Annotated in this window: 17 protein-coding genes; 4 read left to right on the plus strand and 13 right to left on the minus strand. The window is 68.9% G+C overall.

Going from position 1 to position 18,259, the window contains the following annotated elements:
* Positions 1–65 precede the first annotated feature (65 nt).
* The 12 genes from accB to FOF48_RS09450 all read right to left on the minus strand — a co-directional run bounded on the left by accB (position 66) and on the right by FOF48_RS09450 (position 12,356).
* Positions 66–653 carry an acetyl-CoA carboxylase biotin carboxyl carrier protein gene (accB, locus tag FOF48_RS09395; RefSeq protein WP_143900096.1) on the minus strand — a complete coding sequence of 196 codons (588 nt, stop codon included), beginning with the start codon at positions 651–653 and terminating at the stop codon, positions 66–68.
* A 39-nt stretch (positions 654–692) separates the two neighbouring features.
* The gene (gene efp, locus FOF48_RS09400) at positions 693–1,274 is read right to left on the minus strand and encodes an elongation factor P (protein ID WP_120602972.1); all 582 of its coding nucleotides are present in this window, start codon (positions 1,272–1,274) and stop codon (positions 693–695) included.
* Positions 1,275–1,424: 150 nt separating this feature from the next.
* A complete protein-coding gene (locus tag FOF48_RS09405; RefSeq protein ID WP_143900098.1) occupies positions 1,425–1,787 on the minus strand; it encodes a hypothetical protein in 363 nt (120 codons plus the stop codon).
* A gap of 32 nt (positions 1,788–1,819) precedes the next feature.
* Positions 1,820–2,476 (minus strand): hypothetical protein, encoded by a 657-nt coding sequence (locus FOF48_RS09410; RefSeq protein WP_143900100.1) that lies wholly within the window; start codon positions 2,474–2,476, stop codon positions 1,820–1,822.
* Between the two features lie 32 nt (positions 2,477–2,508).
* Positions 2,509–5,301 carry a type IV pilus secretin PilQ gene (gene pilQ, locus FOF48_RS09415; RefSeq protein WP_143900102.1) on the minus strand — a complete coding sequence of 931 codons (2,793 nt, stop codon included), beginning with the start codon at positions 5,299–5,301 and terminating at the stop codon, positions 2,509–2,511.
* Between the two features lie 58 nt (positions 5,302–5,359).
* Complete coding sequence (locus FOF48_RS09420) at positions 5,360–5,923, minus strand: pilus assembly protein PilP (protein ID WP_186001845.1); 564 nt, start codon at positions 5,921–5,923, stop codon at positions 5,360–5,362.
* A 44-nt stretch (positions 5,924–5,967) separates the two neighbouring features.
* A complete protein-coding gene (locus FOF48_RS09425) occupies positions 5,968–6,552 on the minus strand; it encodes a type 4a pilus biogenesis protein PilO (RefSeq protein ID WP_143900106.1) in 585 nt (194 codons plus the stop codon).
* Positions 6,553–6,574: 22 nt separating this feature from the next.
* Complete coding sequence (locus tag FOF48_RS09430; protein ID WP_143900108.1) at positions 6,575–7,255, minus strand: PilN domain-containing protein; 681 nt, start codon at positions 7,253–7,255, stop codon at positions 6,575–6,577.
* Positions 7,256–7,284: 29 nt separating this feature from the next.
* Positions 7,285–8,367, minus strand: coding sequence for a type IV pilus assembly protein PilM (gene pilM / locus FOF48_RS09435; RefSeq protein WP_014399064.1), 1,083 nt, complete (start codon positions 8,365–8,367; stop codon positions 7,285–7,287).
* A 231-nt stretch (positions 8,368–8,598) separates the two neighbouring features.
* A complete protein-coding gene (locus FOF48_RS09440) occupies positions 8,599–10,011 on the minus strand; it encodes a sigma-54 dependent transcriptional regulator (RefSeq protein WP_143900110.1) in 1,413 nt (470 codons plus the stop codon).
* 34 nt (positions 10,012–10,045) lie between these two features.
* Positions 10,046–11,164, minus strand: a complete 1,119-nt coding sequence (locus tag FOF48_RS09445; protein WP_143900113.1) for a sensor histidine kinase — start codon at positions 11,162–11,164, stop codon at positions 10,046–10,048.
* Between the two features lie 22 nt (positions 11,165–11,186).
* On the minus strand, positions 11,187–12,356 hold the full coding sequence (locus tag FOF48_RS09450; RefSeq protein ID WP_143900114.1) for an A24 family peptidase: 1,170 nt from the start codon (positions 12,354–12,356) through the stop codon (positions 11,187–11,189).
* A gap of 231 nt (positions 12,357–12,587) precedes the next feature.
* Between FOF48_RS09450 and FOF48_RS09455 the strand changes: the two genes are divergently transcribed.
* The 4 genes from FOF48_RS09455 to FOF48_RS09470 all read left to right on the plus strand — a co-directional run bounded on the left by FOF48_RS09455 (position 12,588) and on the right by FOF48_RS09470 (position 15,926).
* Positions 12,588–13,190 (plus strand): type IV pilin protein, encoded by a 603-nt coding sequence (locus FOF48_RS09455; RefSeq protein ID WP_143900116.1) that lies wholly within the window; start codon positions 12,588–12,590, stop codon positions 13,188–13,190.
* Positions 13,191–13,286: 96 nt separating this feature from the next.
* Positions 13,287–14,201 carry a M48 family metallopeptidase gene (locus FOF48_RS09460; protein ID WP_143900118.1) on the plus strand — a complete coding sequence of 305 codons (915 nt, stop codon included), beginning with the start codon at positions 13,287–13,289 and terminating at the stop codon, positions 14,199–14,201.
* Positions 14,182–15,162: an ABC transporter ATP-binding protein gene (locus FOF48_RS09465; RefSeq protein WP_143900120.1), complete on the plus strand. Its 981-nt coding sequence runs from the start codon at positions 14,182–14,184 to the stop codon at positions 15,160–15,162. The genes FOF48_RS09460 and FOF48_RS09465 overlap by 20 nt, the downstream gene beginning before the upstream one ends.
* The gene (locus tag FOF48_RS09470; RefSeq protein WP_143900122.1) at positions 15,159–15,926 is read left to right on the plus strand and encodes an ABC transporter permease; all 768 of its coding nucleotides are present in this window, start codon (positions 15,159–15,161) and stop codon (positions 15,924–15,926) included. The genes FOF48_RS09465 and FOF48_RS09470 overlap by 4 nt, the downstream gene beginning before the upstream one ends.
* Here the strand turns inward: FOF48_RS09470 and FOF48_RS09475 are convergent.
* On the minus strand, positions 15,923–18,250 hold the full coding sequence (locus FOF48_RS09475; protein WP_143900124.1) for a YfhO family protein: 2,328 nt from the start codon (positions 18,248–18,250) through the stop codon (positions 15,923–15,925). The genes FOF48_RS09470 and FOF48_RS09475 overlap by 4 nt on opposite strands.
* Positions 18,251–18,259 lie beyond the last annotated feature (9 nt).

Genomic DNA, 18,259 nt, shown 5'->3' on the forward strand with positions numbered 1-18,259 from the left:
TCCTTCGCGAGGGCCTGGGGCGCGTCCCGTCCAGGGAATGGACCGGACGCGCCTTGCGAGGTGACTCAGGCCGGCTCGATGCGGAACAGCGCCTGGCCGAACTCCACCGGGCGACCGTTCTCCACGAGGACCTCGGCGATCTTGCCGGAGACCTCGGACTCGATTTCATTCATCAACTTCATCGCTTCGACGATGCAGAGCACCTGCCCCTTGCGCACCACCGTGCCCACGTCCACGAACGCGGGCTGGTCGGGCGCGGGGGTCCGGTAGAACGTCCCCACGAAGGGGCTCGTCACCAGGTGACCCGGCTTCTCCGCGGGCTTCTCCGCCTGCGCGGCGGCGGGAGCCGCGGACGCCACGGCGGGGACCGCACGTTGCGCGACGGGGGCGGCGTACTCGACCGGCGGCGACACCGTCACCCCGGGGCCGGAAGGCGCCGTGTGGTGCACGATGGTCGTCTCCGGCGCGTGACCGCGGCGGATGTAGAGCTTCTCCGGGCCCCGCGTCCACACCAGGCGGGTGACGTCCGAGGCCTCCAGGATTTCGACGATCTGCCGGAGGGCCTCCACGTCCAGGGACGTGGTTCCCGAGTCTCGCCCGGAAGCCGCTCCCGAGGACTCAGCCGGCCGGGTTGCCTTGCGCTTCGTTGCCATTCAGACCCCTCCAGGAGTCGCCAGGTGAAGGGGACTGCTCTAGCCCGCGGTGGCCACGCGGGTGAGGTACTTGCCACCTTCACGCGTGTCGATCTTCAGCACGTCACCCTCGTTGATGAACAGGGGGACGTTGACCGTGAAGCCGGTCTCCATCGTCGCGGGCTTCATCGCGCCGGACACGGTGTCGCCGCGCACGCCCGGGTCGCACTTGGTGACCTTGAGGTCCACGGAGTTCGGCAACCCCACGGAGATGGCCTTGCCATTCCAGTAGAGGACTTCCACCGGGGTGTTCTCCTTGAGGAAGTTCTTCGCCTCGCCCAGGACCTTCTCCGTGATGAAGGTCTGCTCGAAGGTCTTCTTCTCCATGAAGTAGTACTCGTCGCCGGACGAGTAGAGGTACTCCATGTCCTTCTGCTCGATGTCGGGGATGCCCACCTTGTCGCCGGACTTCATGGTGGGCTCCAGCATGCGACCGCTGAGCAGGCTGCGAATCTTGGTCCGCACGAACGCGGAGCCCTTGCCCGGCTTGACGTGCTGGAAGTACTCGATCACGAACGGCTCGCCGTCGATCTCGATCTTCAAACCATTGCGGAACTCGGACGTGTCGACAAAACCGGCCATGGGACCGACTCCTTCAGCCTGACCTGACTGACGTAAAAACGAAAGTCGGGGGTGTCTAGCCCATGCCCTGTTTCCTGCAAAGGGGAAACAGGCGGCACGCTGCGTCGCCGGGCAGGCTCGACAAGCCCCTGCCTGGGCGGACGCGCGAGGCTACAGCTCCGCCTTCACCTGCGGCGCGGTGACGCGCAGGACGTAGCGCCCCTTGCCGAAGTTCCCGTCCGCGCGCAAGGCCAGCACCAGGAAGTAGTCCGGCGTCAGCAGGCGCATCACGGTGAGAACCTTCTCGCTGTTGACACTCACCTCGGTGACGGTGCCCGTCTTCAGCGACTCGGCCGCGTTCTTCAGCTGCGTGAGCAGGTTGGCGTACTCCACCCAGGTGCCGGAGACGTCCAGCTCCGTGGCCTCGTCCTTCTGGAACGTGTCCACGGAGATGCCGTCGAAGCCCATCACGCTGCACGCGAGGGCTCCATCCACCTGGTTCACCACCGCTTCAAGGTGCGTGCGAAAGGACATGGTCATCCCGGCCGGGCGTCAACGCCCAAGCGCTACAGACACGTGGGGTACTGGCCGTCCTGTCCACCCAGCGACCCGCAGGGGGCCACGGGCGTGGGAGCCGTGCCAACCGCGCAGGCGGGAATGGTCACGGCCCGCTGGGCGACGTCGATGGCGAAGACGAGCTCGTTCGAGTTGAACGACTTCTTGCCCGTGGCGTACTTGCCCGCGAGCTGCGCGGTGACGCGCACCTGGACCGTCGCGCCTCCCGCGGTCGCCGCGGCCAGGGCCTCCGCGGCCTCGGTGGTCATCAGGTTGACCAGCAACAGGTTGTCATCCGAGGCCGGGTTGAGCGCCGCCGCGTAGGGCACTTCCTGGTCGGGAATGGAGACGCTGGGGGTCGTTTCATAGGACAGCTTCAGCGTGTCCACGAACGCGGTGGCGGCCCCACCGACCTCGCCTCCTGGATCCAACGGGACGCCGTTCACGTCGATGGGCGTGTTGGCGTAGCCCGACCTGACGACGAGCCCCAGCAGGTAGGAGCTCCTGAACCGGAGGTTGAGCGAACCACTCGCAAGGCCAGGATCGCCAGCGGCGAAGCTGCACGTGTCATTCGGCAGGACGGTCTGGAGAATCTGGACGGTGGTGACGCTTTCGGAGCACGAGCACAGACCCAGCGCCAGGGTCGCGGCAGCGAAGAAGGGCTTCATTGGAATGGGGTCTCCCAATCAGGGCGCGAAGCCTAGAGGCTCTGCGCGATGGTCTGCCGGTTGAGGATGCGGGGCGTGATGAAGATGAGCAGTTCTTGACGCTCATCCGTCTCCAGAGTGCTCTTGAAGAAGAAGCCCAGCACGGGGATCCGCGACAGGAAGGGCACCGAGTCACGCGAGGTGCTGCCCCGGCGCACGTAGATGCCACCGATGACGGTGGTATCGCCATCCTTCACCAGGACCTGGGTGTTGGCCTCCTTGCGCTGGATGGACGGCTGACCATTCGCGCCCGTGTTGGACGGATCCGGCTGGTTGTTCTGCGCCGCGATGGACATGAGGATGCTGCCGTCCTGGGTGATGTGCGGCGTGACTTCCAGAGACAGGCGCGCTTCGACGAAGGTCGTGTTCACACCGCCGGCAGACGTCTGGCTGAACGGGATGGACAGACCCTGGCTGATGCGGGCCGTGTTGTTGTCGAGCGTCGTGACCTTGGGCGACGAGATGGTCTTCACCGTGCCCTCCGTCTCCGCCGCGGACAGGCGCAGGTTGAGCTGCAGGGCGCCGCCCGCGGAGCCGAAGGCGAAGCCCATGGCGCCACCGAGGCCTTCACCCACGGCCGCCGGCAGGTTCACCGCGAAGTTGGGCGCGGACGGCAGACCCGGCGCGGAGCCAGACGCGCCGCCGGTCACGCCGACGGTGCTGGGGAAGATGAGGCCGGTGGGGTTGCCAGACGCTTGCGACAGGCGAGCCTGCCCGCCCCACTGCACGCCCAGGGCGCGGCTGAAGGTGGTGCTCGCCTCCACGATCCGGCTCTCGATGAGCACCTGCGGCGTCTGCGTGTCCAGGCTGCGCACCAGGGCGCGCGCCTTCTCCGTGTTGGAGCGGATGTCCTTCACGATGAGCACGTTGGTGCGCGTGTCCACCGTCACCGAGCCACGGTCGCTGAGCACGTCCTTGACCCGCGACGACATGTCCGCGGCCACCGCGTAGTTCACCGGCACCAGGCTGACCAGCAGGTCCTCCTGCTGCTGCAGCGACTTCTTGCGCTCCTGGCGCAGCCGCGCCTCCTCTTCCAGGGTCTTCAGGGGCGCGATGCGGATGATGTTACCCACCTGCTCCTGACCCAGCTGCTTGGTGCGCAGGATGAGGTCCAGCGCCTGGTCCCAGGGCACGTTGCGCAGGCGGATGGTCACGCGGCCCGACACGTCGTCGGCCACGACGATGTTGCGCTTGGAGATCTCCGCGATGACGCGCAGCAGGTTCTGGATGTCGATGTCCTTGAACTCGAAGGACACGCGCTTGCCACGGTAGCGCGCCTGCTGGGGTGCGCCCTCCGCCGCGTACGCCGGGGCCTCCGCGGTGAAGCCGGCGGTGCGCTGCGTGAGAGCCACCTCCTCCGTCTTCACGCCCTGCACGTCCAGCCGCCAGCTCAGGCTGTTGGCGCCCTGGGTGACGTTCTCCTCGATGGCGCCGTCGGCGGCGACCACCAGGCGCACCTTGCGGCCCTCACCCGGCACGCTGAAGGCGCTGATCATCTTCACCGGCGTGTCCAGCGCGCTGGTGTCCAGGCTGCGCTCCAGCTTCTTGGGCAGCCGCGCGTTCTCCAGCGTCAGCACCGCGCTGCGAGGATCCGGGCGGTCCACCTTCCACGCGGTCGCGCCGGACAGCTTCAGCTGCACACGGCCACCCGAGGGGCTCTCGTCGAAGGACAGGTCCTTGACCTCCACCACCGCGAGCTGCGGGGCGGACGGGGCCGCGGCGGGCTTCGCCGGCTCCTGCGCGGGCAGCGGCTGCGGGCGCAGCGGTTCGGTCTCCGCCACCGCGTCGCGGGGCTGGGAGGGCTTCGGCTTGCGCGCCACCGCGCCGCCCAGCACCACCTCCAGGCCACGGTCGGAGCGGTCCACGCGGTAGGCGGGCATGTCGCCCTTCGCCACCAGGACCAGGCGCACCTTGTCCTCATGGGCGCCCACGCGCACATCCTTGAGCAGGTTGCCCTTCACCTTGGGGGCCTTCGCGCTCAGGCCCACACCGTAAACGTCCACGGCCAGGCGAGGCGGATCCACCAGCTCCAGGACCTCGTAGCGCGCGATGTCGCCGTCGGCGCCCACGCGCAGGGCGTCGCCGTCCAGGGACAGCCGGGTGATGCGCTGGGCCGGGTGGGCCACCTCGCGCTCATCCGCCTCCGTGGCGACCACGTTCTCGCGGCCCGGGGTCTGGGACGCGGCGGACTTGGAGGAGGCACCCTCCTCCGGCACCACGGCGACCATCGCCTCGACCGGAGCCGGGGCGGCCACGGGGGCGGCCTTCACCGCCGCGGCGGCGACCACCGGGGCGGGCGCGGGCTTCGGCGTGGCGACGGGCTCCGCCGGCTTCGGCTCGGCGGGGGCCTGGGCGACCGCGGCGGCGGGGGCCACCGGCGAACCGTCCACGGAGATGACGACGCGGTTGCCTTCCGCGCGCACGTCGTACTGAGAGGCCTGATCGAGCGCCACCAGCACGCGGCCCACGCTGGCCCTCGCGTCGGAGAACTGGGCGGCCACCACCCCGGACACCGGACCGGTGCCGTCATGGTGCCCCTTGATGCCGGTGGCATCCGCGGACGACAGGTCCACCACCAGCCGCTCCGGCCCACTGAGCCTGAAGACGGTGAAGGTGGGCGGCCGGTTCCCGGTCACCACGACCTGCGCACCGGCTCCCGTCCGGGACACCTGCAGGTCCTTCAGCGTATTGAGATCCGCGCCATACACCTTGGCGCTTGCCAGGACGACCGCCCATGCGGTCGCCATGATCCACTTGCCCCTCGTCACAGCGCTCTGCTCGAGCATGCGTCCCCTCAACAAGTTGGAAGCGGGCTGCGACTGCCCGCGGGCGCGCCGTGGGGCGCTACTCCCAGTTCTTGCCCGTCATCAGGTTGTAGGCGGGGTCCTTCACGCCATCCGCCTTGAGCTGCAGACTCACCGGATTGCTGATGAGCTCGCCCTTGGCTCCCGTGAAGACCTCGGTGACGGTGACCGAGTCCCGGAGAATCTGTGTCACCTTGCCGCCCTGACGCCCCACGCGGGTGTTGCGTCGGACGATGTGGCCGCGGCCCAGCGGATCCTCGACCATCGCCAGCGGACTGGCATCCCCCGTCACGACCGCCACCAGCTTGAGCTGGTCGAGGTCGAACACGCACAGGGGCTCGTTGCATGCCCGCTCCGGTGCGTCACGCGCCACCGGCCCCAGCTCCTCCAGCGGACTGCGGAACGGATCCCGCTTGCCCACCGGGCTGTACGTGTAGACGAACGCTGGCGCCGCCGACGCCTCGGTCTTCTCCTCCACCGGGGCCGCCGCGGGGGCAGCGACCTTGGGGGGAGCGGGAGCGGGGCTGGCCTTGGGGGTCTCCTCACAGGCAGACAACGTCAGCGCAAGCACCGCGGCGGTCATCGTGGATTTGAACGTCTTCATCCGCGTCATCCCTTGTCGCCCCAGTTGCCGGGCGGATCAAGTTTCTAGTTTTTCTTCGTCTCGATGAAACGGAACGTCGTCGCCAGGAAGCTGCTCTGGAGGACGACCTTCTCGTTCTTCAGGGCCGCGCCATCGAGCTTGATGTTGTTGACGTTCACGATGCGGCGCATGTTCGCCATCTCCTGCAGGAACATGGCGATCTCATGGTAGTTGCCGCTCACCGTCATCTTGATGGGGATGCGCGCGAAGAACTCGCCGCTCTGGACGAACTCCTTGTCGGGCTCCACGCGGGAGATCTCCAGGCCGGACTTCTTGCCGATGTCGTTGATCTGCGCGAGCAGCTCTTCCATGTCGCGCCGCTCCGGAAGCTCCGTGAGGGCCTCCGCCAGCTTCTGCTCCAACACGTCCATCTCGCGGCGGCGCTCGTTGAGGTTCTGGGCGATCTCGCTCTTCTCCGCGAGCTCCAGGTCCAGCTTCCGGCGCTCCGCGCCTCGACGGGCGATGTCCTCGTCCGTGGGCTGGATGGCCAGGAAGAAGTTGGCCACGGTCAGGAGGACGACGATGGCCGCGAGCCCGCCGAACTTCGCCGCGGGGGGGGCCTTCGCGAGTTGATCCAGGTATTTGTCCATGACAGGGGTCCTTCGCCGCCAATCAGATGGCGTAGTTGGCGGTGAGGGTGAGCTTGAACTCGACGAACGACGGGGCGCCGGCCAGGCTGGGCTTGGTCTGCACCGCGTTCGTCAGTTCGATGTTGCCGAAGAAGGGCTTGATGTCGCTCACGGAGAACTCCTCCACGCTGGCGGTCTCCGTGTTGAAGAGCTCCACGCGAGAGGTCTTGGCGTCGCGGCGCTGATCCACCAGGCGCCCCATGCCCTTGGGCGTCCACACCATGCCACCCAGGCCGCGCATCAGCTCCGCGACCTCGTCGTGACTGACGGCCGAGCCGTTGATGGTGACGCTGTTGGAGGCCTCCACGAAGTCCTTGAGCCAGACCTTCTTGGGCATGGCCGAGGACAGCGCGTCCAGCATGCGCACCGGACCGTTGCGGCCCTTGCGCAGCGTGTCCAGCACCGCGAGCTTCTTCTCCACCTCCGCCTTGCGGGCGTTGATGTTGGTCACCTCGCCGATGACCTTCTCCAGCTCCGCGATCTTCGCGCGCGTCTGGGCGATGCCCTGGTTGGCCCGCTTCAGCTCGTTGTCGCGGTCCGCGAACCAGAGGTAGTTACCCACCACCGCGGCGATCAGGACCGCGGCGTAGAGGGCCAGCACCTGCCGGCCCATCTCGCGCTTCTTCACCGCCCGGACGGGCAGCAGATTGATTCGAATCATCATGTGCGTCATCTCCTCGCGGCCAGAGCGGTTCAGCCCAGCTTGTCGCCCGGGCGCCGGAGCGCCAGTCCCACTGCCACCGCGGCCATGGGCGCCACGTCCATGATGAACGCAGGGTCGAACTTGCGGTTGTCCACTTCAATCTTCCGGAACGGGTTGAGGATCTCCACCGGCACGCCGGTCCGCGCCTCGATGGTCTTGAACAGGGCGGGAATCTTCGCGGTGCCACCAGACAGGTAGACCTTGGTGAAGTTCGAGTCCGCCGCGGTGCCCGCGTAGAAGTCCAGCGAGCGCTGGATTTCGCCCGCCACCTGCTCCGCCACGCTGGAGAGGACGCGCTCGACGTCCTGGGGAACGACGGCGTCCGCGTCCGCGCGGTTGCCGCCGATCTTCAGCGCCTCCGCCTCCTCGTAGGAGACGTTGAGCTGCTTCTGGATTTCTTCGGTGAACTGGTTGCCGCCGATGGTCACGTCGCGGGTGAACACCGTCACGCCGTTGGCGATGATGTTGATGTTCACCACGGAGGCGCCGGCGTTGATGAGGACGACGGTCTCCTTGTCCGGCAGCTCGTAGTTCGTGGAGAACATGTTCTGGACGGCGAACGCGTCCACGTCCACCACCACCGGCGCGAGGCCCGCCTCGGAGACCACGGTGGTGTAGTCGTTGATCATGTCCTTCTTGGCGGCCACCAGCAGCACGTCCATCTGACCGGTGGCGTCGTTGCCGCCGCCGTCGAGGATCTGCGTGTCGATGTTCACGTCCTTCACGTCGAAGGGGATGTACTGCTCCGCCTCCCACTGGATGCTCTCCTCGAGCTCCTCCTGGCTCATGCGGGGCATCTGGATCTTCTTGATGATGACCGAGTGGCCGGACACGCCAATGGCGACGTCCTTGCCCTTCACCTTCAGCTCGGACATCAGCTCCTGGACGGCCTGGACGATGGCCGTGGAGTTCATCAGCGCGCCGTCAACGATGGCCTCGGGAGGCAGCGGCTTCATTCCGAAGCTCTGGAGCGCGTAGCCGACTTCGCCGCGCTTGCGCTGCTCCTTGAGCATGATCATCTTGATCGACGTCGACCCGATATCCAGCCCGAGTGCCAGTTTGCCCTTCGCCATGCGTAACTCCATCGGAGAGGCGGCCAGCGTAGCACCGGCTTGATACCCCTCCTAAAAAGTGCTTGGCGCCCGGCCGCCCATCGGACGGGGGAGCGCCGTGAAGACCGACACCACGACCGCGCCCCCGGGACCTGCCTTCGCGGAGGCCCGATTTTCCGGCTCCGGACGCGTTCCGTCAAATAGCGACGGAGAATTCCTGCGACGGCCTCCCGAAGGACCTCGCTCCGGCCCTCAGCTCCGGGAGCCTTCCGCGTCTGGATCGATGCCGTACTCCTTGATCTTGTAGAGGAGCGCCCGGTGGCTGATGTCCAGCACCTCGGCCGCCCGGGTGCGGTTGCCCTTCGTGCGGCGGAGGGCCGCCCGGATGTAGGACTCCTCCAGCTCTCGGATGGCGCGCTTGAGCGACAGGTCGCTCCCGACCTGTAGCGGTGGCGCCGTCCCGGCGGCCGCGGGTGCGGAAGCCGCCCACAGCTTCTCCGGCAGGCTGCCGGGCGCGATGTGCGTGCCCTCCGCGAGGAGCACCGCGCGCTCCATGGCGTTCTCCAGTTCGCGCACATTGCCCGGCCAGGCGTAGGCCGTGAGCAGGGCCTCCGCCTCCGGGGTGAAGCCCTCCACGGGCGGATCACGGTTGAGGTCGCGGTTGAAGCGGTGGAGGAAGGCCCTGGCGAGCACGGGAACGTCCTCGCGGCGCTCGCGCAGGGGCGGCAGGGTGAGGTTCACGACGTTGAGGCGGTAGTAGAGGTCCTCGCGAAACTCGCCCTTCTCCACCAGCTTGCCCAGGTCGCGCAGCGTGGCGGCGACCACGCGCACGTCCACGCGCTCCACGCGGCTCTCGCCCACCGGGCGGATCTCCCCCTCCTGGAGCACGCGCAGGAGCTTCACCTGCGCGCCCAGGGGCAGCTCGCCCACCTCATCAAGGAAGAGCGTGCCGCCGTCGGCCTCCGCGAACAGGCCCCGGCGGGCGGTGCGTGCGTCGGTGAACGCGCCCTTCGCATGGCCGAACAGCTCGCTCTCCAGGAGTCCGTGGGGGATCGCGCCGCAGTTGACCGCGACGAAGGGCATGGCGGAGCGGCGACTCTTGCCGTGCAGTTCGCGCGCGATGAGCTCCTTGCCAGTGCCGCTCTCCCCGGAGATGAGCACCGTGGTGTCCACCGGCGCCACGCGCGCCACCTGCTTGAGCACCGTCTGGAGCGCGGCGCTATGGCCCAGGATGTGCCCCCCGGACGCGCCAGGCAGCTGCGCTTCGTGCAGGCGCCGGTTCTCGCGGACCAGCCGTTCGCGCTCCTCCGCCTTGCGCAGGACGAGGACGATCTCCTCTGGCTTGAAGGGCTTCTGGACGTAGTCGTACGCCCCCGCCTGCACCGCCTCCAGCGCCTGCTCCTGGGAGCCATACGCGCTCATCACCACCACGGTGAGGCCGGGATGGTCCGCGAGCGCCGCCCGCAACACCGACAGCCCGTCGCGCCGGGGCATGCGCACGTCGGTCAGGAGGACGTCGTAGGCGCGGGCGGACAATTCGCGCAGGGCCTCATCGCCGTCCGCGACGGCGCGCACGTCGTAACCCTTGTCGGTGAGCACCAGGGTGAGGATGTGGCGGATGGACGGCTCGTCGTCAGCGACGAGGATGGTGCGGAAGAGGGGCATGGGGGTGCCGCCCATCATACGCCCGGATGCGCCTTCAGGCGGCCGGCAGGGACAACCGGAAGCACGCGCCGCCACCCGCGCCGTCGCGCGCGTCCAGCCGTCCCCCCATGCCCTGGGCCAGGTTCAGGGACACCGCGAGCCCCAGGCCCGTGCCCTGCCGCCCCTTGGTGGTGAAGAACGGCTCGAAGAGGCGCGCCCTCGCCTCGGGCGACAAGCCCGGGCCACTGTCCTCCACCTCCATGTGGAGGAGCGCGTCCTCGCGCCGGGCGGAGACGCGCACCCGGCCCTCGCCCCCCATGGCCTGGGCCGCGTTGAGCAGCAGGTTGATGAGGATCTGCGACAGCGGGCCTGGATCCGCGCGGGCCAGCAGGCCGGGCGTCACATCCAACATCACGTCGACCCGGTCCAGCTCCGGCCCGGCCCGGACCAGGCGCACGCAGGTCTCCACCACCTGCCCCACGTCCACCGGCCCGGGCTGGGTGCTGGCGGGACGGCCCAGGTCCAGGAGCCCTCGCACGATGCGGTCGATGCGCAGCACCTCGTGGTCGATGCGCTCAAGAAAGTCCTTCAGCTCGGGCTCCCGCGCCCTGGAGCGCGCCAGGGAGAGATAGCCGAGGATGCCCGCCAGCGGGTTGCCCACCTCGTGCGCGACCCCCGCCGCCAGCTTTCCCACCGTGGCCAGCCGCTCGGAGGCGACCAGCTCCGTCTGCGCCCTCGCGAGCCGCGCGTTCGCCTCGCGCAGCGCTTCCAATTGGGAGCGGGTGAGTGCCTGCTCCTGGCGCAGCGCCTCCGCCATGCGCTGGAGTTCACTTTGGATGCGCGCCACGAGCGGGCCGCCCTGCCCCGTCAGCGGCACATCCAGTTGGAGCCGGCCCAGCTGCGCGACGGCCTTCTCGGTGGCGCGCAGCGGGCGGCCCACCGCGAGGTCCAGGACCCCGTACGCGAGGACGGTCAGCACCAGCAGATCCAGACCCAACGCCAGTGGAAGGAAGGCGCGGATCCGCGACAGCGCCTCCATGTCCAGGGACCCCGGCAGTGCCAGTCGGCGCGCCATGTCCAGCAGGCGGATCAACACCGGCTGCAGGGTCAGCCACGACAGTCCCGTGGACAGCGAGCCCAGGAGGAAGGCCACGCTGGCGATGCGCCACTTCATCCCTGCACCGGCGGCGGGCCCCTCACCGGGTCCCACCGAGCATCAGCGCCACATCCAACGGCAGCACGCGCGCGAGCCACGGTCCCAGCAGCATCACCTCCAGCCCCGCAAGCGCGAGCCATGGGCCGAAGGGGATGTTGGTGGGACCGGGGACCCACTCCTCCTCTTCGCCGGTTTCGTCGAGCGGTGCGTCCGGGATGGGCTGGAAGACCAGGCACCAGGGCACCAGCAACACCCGCTTCCACAGGGGAAGCCCGGGCTTCGTGAAGTCCCACGTCATCGTGGACTCGGGCTCCTCCTCCTCGCCCTCGGGTGTCGCGGCGACGGTCGGGGTGACGGGGGCGTCGGCATCCGGTCCCTGGGGAGGGTGGGCCCGCTGCGCGTCGCCGATTCCGGCCCCAGGTGGAGGGGCTTCCGCCGCCCGCGCCTCGGCGTGGACCTCCGGCGGCGCGGACTCAGCCCCCTTCTCCCCGGTCTGTTCGGCCGCGCCTCGTGGACCCGCCCGGCCCGTGAGGGCCAGGAGCGCCACGCCGACGATGGAGCCCTGCAGCGACGAGAAGAAGAGGATGCCCAGGAGCGAGTGCCAGCCCAGGAACGCGCCCAAGAGCGCGACGAGGAACTTGTCCCCACCGCCCAGCGCCTCGCGCTTGAACAGGCGCCAGCCCACGTACTCCATCAACCGGAAGGCCCCGAAGCCCACCGCCGCTCCCACCACGGCCTGCACCACCGCGCCCGAGCCCCGGGGAATCGCCAGCAACACGCCCGCGGCGATGCCCGGCAGGGTGAGCGAGAACGGGAGGATCCAATGCTCCAGATCAATGAAGGTGAGGGGCACCAGCAGGAACACCAGCACCAGCGCGGGCACCAGCGCGTACGTCCAGTCGAAGCGCTTGAGGCACGCGAGGAACAACAGGCCCGTGAGCAGCTCCACCAGCACGTAGCGCGGGGAGATGGGCATGGCGCAGCCGCGACATCTCCCGCGCAGCCCCAGCCACGACAGCACGGGGATGTTCTCGTACCAGGAGAGCACGTGCCCGCACTTCGGGCAGCGCGACCCCGGCCGCACGATGCTCAGGCCTTCGGGCACCCGCGCGATGACGACATTGAGGAAGGAGCCGATACACAGGCCGAGGAAGAACAGGAAGAGGATGAAGAGGGGCTCGGCCCAGCCCGGCGCGTAGGTGAACGTCACGGAGCCCGGAATCCTACCCGCGCCCTCCGAACCTGGCGACTTCGCGGTGGAAGACGAAAACCGTCAGCGCTGGTGACAATTTTTGGCAGGCATCCCGCCGATCCATCCCCACCCTCCCCTGCCTGCCCTGGGAATCCCGTGGGTTGCGGGATTGTTGGGCATGGCACTCTTCGTGCTAACGTTCCCGCCGTCGTCCAACCCCCCTCTGCCCCTGCCGCGGAGTTCCCAAACATGATGAACCGTCTCTTCCGGAAGAAGGGTGGCTTCACCCTCATCGAGCTGATGATCGTGGTCGCCATCATCGGCATCCTGGCCGCCATCGCCATCCCGAACTTCATCCGCTTCCAGGCGAAGTCGAAGCAGTCCGAGGCGAAGACGAACCTCAAGGCCATCTTCACGGCCGAGAAGTCGTTCTTTGGTGAGAAGGACAAGTACTCCTCCGACTTCACGGTCATCGGCTTCGATCCGGAGCCCGCGAACCGCTACAGCTACGGCCTGATCGCCAACTGCGCCGAGACCTCCCCCGCCAACGGCCGCACCGCGCGCGCCAAGGCGGGCTGCATTGGCCAGGACGTGGCCAAGTTCCTCACCGCGCCCGCCGCCAAGGACGCGATCGCCGCCCTGGGCGTGCAGGCCGCTGTCGCCAACTGCCCCAACTGCTGGTTCAGCGCGAACGCCGTCGGTAACGTCGACAACGACCCCATCGGCGACGCCTGGGGCATCACCTCCAACCCGCTGGGCGAGACGCTGGCTGCCACCTGCGGCGTGGACACCAACCTGGTCGCCGCCGGCGAGCCGGGCAACGCGTACAACGACGTGAGCTGCGACCAGTAATCTGATTCTTCAAACCATCCCCATCAGCAGCGGGTGATGGCAGAATCGATGGGGCGCCCGGGCATTTCGGGCGCCCCATTTTCGTTGGGTGAAGCCATGGTCAAGGTGTACCTGCGATTCGTCCCGGGCGTGCTGCTGCTGGCGCTGCTGTCCGCGCCCCCCCGGCCCGTGTCCAGGCAGGGGGGTGGCCCACTGTTGCCCCGCCCCGGACTGCTCAAGACGCTCTTCAAGTCCCAGCAGGGCCTGGTCACCGACTACTTCTGGATCATGCTGCTCAACCGCATCGGGGCGGCGAACCGGCCGGACGAGTACCGCCACATCTACGACTACGCGGACCTCATCACCGACCTGGATCCCACCTTCTGGCAGGCTTATTTCTACTCGGGCATCACGATGCCGGTGCACCTGGGCAAGGGCGAGTACGCCAACGTCACGGAGTCCAGCGCGATCCTCCGAAAAGGGCTCCAGCACCTGCCGGGCAACGAGCGGCTGTCCTTCCAGCTGGCGTACAACCTGATGTTCTTCGAGAAGAAGTACAAGGAAGCAGCGGAGATCATCGAGAGGATGTCCCAGCGTCCTGACGCACCCTCGTGGTACTCCGCGCTCGCCACGCGGCTTTATGCACAGTCGGGTGACTTCGACAGCGGCCTGTCCCTCAGCATGGCCCTGCGCGACGGCGCGACGGACGACGAGACGCGCGAGTTCTACGCTCGCCGCGTGCAGGAGATCCTCCAGGAGCGCGTGCTGCGATCCATTGACACGGCCATCGAGAGCTACCGCGCCCGCGAGGGCCACCTGCCCGACAACCTTCGCGCGCTGGTCGCCGCCGGAGACCTCGCCCGGGTTCCGGAGGATCCACTGGGAGGCAAGCTCTTCGTGGGGGAGGATGGCCGCGCCTACTCCGACGCCGTGCGCTTCCGCATGGAACTCATCCAGGATGAACGCACCGACGACGGCGAACGCCTGATGCCCAAGCCCCGAGTCACGAGCCATGACGAATCCCAGCCCTGAAGCCCCGCCCATCCAGACGCAGGGGCTCGAGAAGACATACAAGGTCGGCTTCTGGTTCAACCGCACCGTACGGGCCCTGCAGTCACTGGACCTGCAGGTGGACACCGGTCAGATCTACGGCCTGCTCGGACCCAATGGCGCCGGCAAATCCACCACCATCAAGATCCTGATGAACCTGGTGCGCCCCAGCGGCGGCACCGCGCGCCTCTTCGGACAGCCAGTGGAGGACGCGGCCACCCGGCGGCTGGTGGGCTTCCTGCCGGAGAACCCCGCCCCATACGAGTACCTCACGGGCCGGGAGTTCGTGACGCTGGCGGGGCAGCTCGCGGGCCTCAGCGGCCACGACCTGGACCTGCGCGTCACGGAGGTGCTGGGCGCGGTGGAGATGGCGGGCGCGGAGAAGCTGCAGATCCGCCGCTACTCCAAGGGCATGGTGCAGCGCGTGGCCCTGGCGCAGGCGCTGGTCGGCCGGCCGAAGCTGCTCATCCTGGATGAGCCGACGAGCGGCCTGGATCCGCTGGGGCGCCGGCAGATGCGCGACCTCATCCTGGCGGAGCGGGACAAGGGCACCACGGTGCTGTTCTGCAGCCACATCATCCCGGACGTGGAGTCGCTCTGCGACCGGCTGGCGGTGCTGGTGGGCGGCCGCCGGGTGCGCGAGGGCAGCGTGCGGGAGCTGGTGTCCGCGCAGGTCCCCACGGTGGAGGTCGTCGTCGAGGGGATGAAGCCCGACGAGGTTCGCGGGCTGGGCATACCGCTGGAGTCTCTGCAGGCGCTCGACGGGCGCGTGATGTTGCAGGTGGCGGACGTGGACAGCCAGCGGCTCCTGGGTGGCGTCCTGGGCGCGGGCGGACGGGTGAACCGGATGCAGCCGGCGACGTTCTCCCTGGAGCAGTTGTTCATGAACGCGCTGAAGGAATCAGGCCGCGCGACCAGCGTGGGTGGGGAGATCAACACGTGAGCGCCTTCTCGGCGATGATGTGGAACGGCTTTCGCGAGGCGCGCCGCAACCGGGTGACGGTGGTGGTGGGCGTGTTCGCCGCCGTGGTGCTGCTGTCCTCCTCCCTGGTGACGGAAGTCACGGTCGCGACGTTCGACCGCGTGCTGACGGACTTCGGACTGGGGATGATGAGCATCATCCTCGTCTTCCTCACCATCTTCCTGTCCAGCAGCCTGCTCAGCCGGGAGATTGAGCGGCGCACCATCTTCCTGGTGGTGAGCAAGCCCGTGTCGCGCCGTCAGTTCCTGCTCGCGCGCCTCGCGGGCACGATGTTGACGCTGGGGGCGCTGCTGGTCGCGATGACGCTCGTCTTCCTGGGGGAGCTCCTGCTCTTCGGCGCGGACGTCACCACGACCCAGCTGCTCGCGAGCGCGGGGCTGTGGTTCGAGCTGCTCATCATCAGCAGCGTGGGCATCCTGTTCTCCAGCTTCGCGGGGCCGGCGGTGTCCGCCATCGCCACCACGGGCATGTACTTCACCGGGCACCTGACGGGTGACCTGTACACGCTCGCCAACCGCTCGGACAGCATCGCGATCCGGGGCATCGGCAAGACGCTCTACTACCTGCTGCCCAACCTGGAGCGGGTGAACTTCCGGCCCCAGGCCACGTACGCGCTGCCGGTGGACGCGTCCACGTTCCTGTCCGGCGTGGGCTACAGCCTGGCGTGGACGCTGGTGCTCACCACGCTGGCCATCTTCATCTTCGAGCGGCGCGACTTCCGCTAGGCCGCCGCGGGACGCCGCCTGGGTCCGAGGCGCTTCCCCAGACAGGCCAGGGCCAACCCCAGCCACGCCGCGGCGCCCAGCAACAGGCCCGCGGTGAGGCCGGGGGTGCGGTAGCGCAGCTCCACCACGTGCTGGCCGGCGGGCACCACCACCGCACGCACCGCCACGTCGGCGGGGAGGATGGAGACAGGCTGCCCGTCCAGCGTCGCGCTCCAGCCGGGTTGATACGCGTCGTTGACGACGAGGACCGCGGGCCCGAGCGCCTCCACGCCCACCGTCAGGTGCTCCGGCGTACCAGGTGCCACGTCGACCTGCCCCAGCGCCCCTTCCGGCGCGGGCGGCAGAGGGGTCGCGCATTCCACGATGGCGACATCGGGCGGCGGGAGCGTGGGCGATAGCAGCCGCCGCGCGGCCTCCTCCCTCCCCGCGACACACTCGGGACGGGCCAGGTGGATGCGCGGCGCCGCGTCCGCGTACTCCACCAGCGTGAGCCCCAGCAGCGGATCCTCGAAGGTGCGCCTCGCCGTCAGCCGGGAGCCCAGCTCCGCGTGTTCCGACGTGGCATAGGCGAGGAACCGGGTGCCCAGCCGCGGCGCGAGCCGGGTGAACCAATGCGCCCGGTTCCCCTTGAGTTGCCGCACGCGAGGACTCACGCCGGGCAGATACTCATTCGCGCTCTCCAGGCCCCACAGCGCCACCATGTCCGGGGCCAGGGCGGACAGCTGCACCAGGTGGAGGCCATCATTGTAGGGCACCCCCGCCAGACGCGGCACGCTGGTTTCCCGGAGCGAGGAGGCCACCCGGATGGGCTCATCCCCAGGCGCCAACTGGCGGATGCGCTGGACGAACGTCGGCGGCGTTCGCAGCAGCTCCGCGGGTGACAGCTGGTAGAGAGGCTCGTTGGCCCGCGCGAGCGCGCCCCACTGCAGCGCGACGAACAGCGCGTCCCGCAGGGACGGCCGCTCTCGCAGCAGGACGAGCGCCACGCACGCGAGCGCGAGCACCGCGGCCATGGACGCCGTCGCGACGACGTTGGTGGACAGCCCCTGTCGGACGGGCTCCGGGACGTCTGGCCAGCGGCTCCGCAGCCAGTGCTGGCTCCACCACTGCCCTCCTCCTTCCGCCAGCGCGAGCCCCGCGCAAGGCAGCGCCACGAACGCTCCCACCCAGATGATGGCCCGGGACGCGCCCCCCGACGCCAGGCACCGCCTCCACCCCAACCCTGCGGCGACCGCGAGCCCCAGGGACACGAGCGGCACCAGCTTCTCCGGATAGCGGAAGGGCCTCCACAGTGGAAGGAGCTGGTAGACCCAGCCGTACACCGGCAGGGCGTCTCCCAGGCTGAGCGCGAGCAGCATCAACCAGGCCGCCATCAATACCCAGGCCCTCCAGCGGCGGAGGGATGCGACGAAGCCCGCCAGCGCCAGCACGCAGGCTGGCGTCCCCAGGTACACCGAGTCCACCCAGACGCGACCGAAGCCTCCGGAGGGAACCAGGTGCGTCACCACGACGTTGGGGATGCCCTGGACGCCCTCCGCGTCCACGAGGAAGGGCCCCGCGAGGCCTTCCCACAGCCGCAACGGGTGGAGCGAGAAGCGCTGCGCCTCCCCGAGCGAGCGGGCCCCTGGCTCCGATGCCGAGGCGAGCGCGGCGGCCGGCAGGAGCTGCGGCGCGGCCATCAAACCTCCGGCGACGATGAGCAGCCCGCACGCGACCAAGCGCCGGCGCCATGTCCCCGCCTCCGGATCCACCACCGCGAGCAGCACGACCAGGGCGTTGACCATGGCGAAGGCCTGGGCGTCACCGGCGAAGGCCACCAGCGCCAGCCCCGCGCCCGCGAACGACAGCCGCTCCACGGAGGGCCCGCGCAGGAAGCGCAGCGCGAGCCAGAGCGCGCCCGGGACGGTGCTCGCGGCCAGCAGGTACGTGGGGTTGTTGGTGACGCAGACGAGGTAGCCGCAGAACGTGAAGGTGACGCCCGCGAACAGCGCGCCCGCACGAGGCACGTCCAGGCTCCGGACCAGGGCGTACGTCCCTCCCAGCGCCACCAGGAAGCATCCCAGCAGCGTCACCTTCACCGCGACGCCGGGCGACAGCACCAGGTGAAGCCACAGCGTGGGATGGAACATCCCGGTGATGAAGATGCCCGGGAAGGACTGCCCCAGGCCGTCATACGGCAGCCACTCCGGCAGTTGGCCCGCGGCCAGCCTCGAGGCCCCGTAGTACCGCATCGGGTAGAAGGCCCGGAGCGTGTCTCCGGCCAGGAAGACCCCGGAGGTGAAGAGGGCCCGGAAGAAGAAGAGTCCCCACAGGAGAACCGCCACCGCGACTCG

It is taken from the genome of Corallococcus sp. Z5C101001, from assembly GCF_007352635.1.
Classification (GTDB): domain Bacteria; phylum Myxococcota; class Myxococcia; order Myxococcales; family Myxococcaceae; genus Corallococcus; species Corallococcus silvisoli.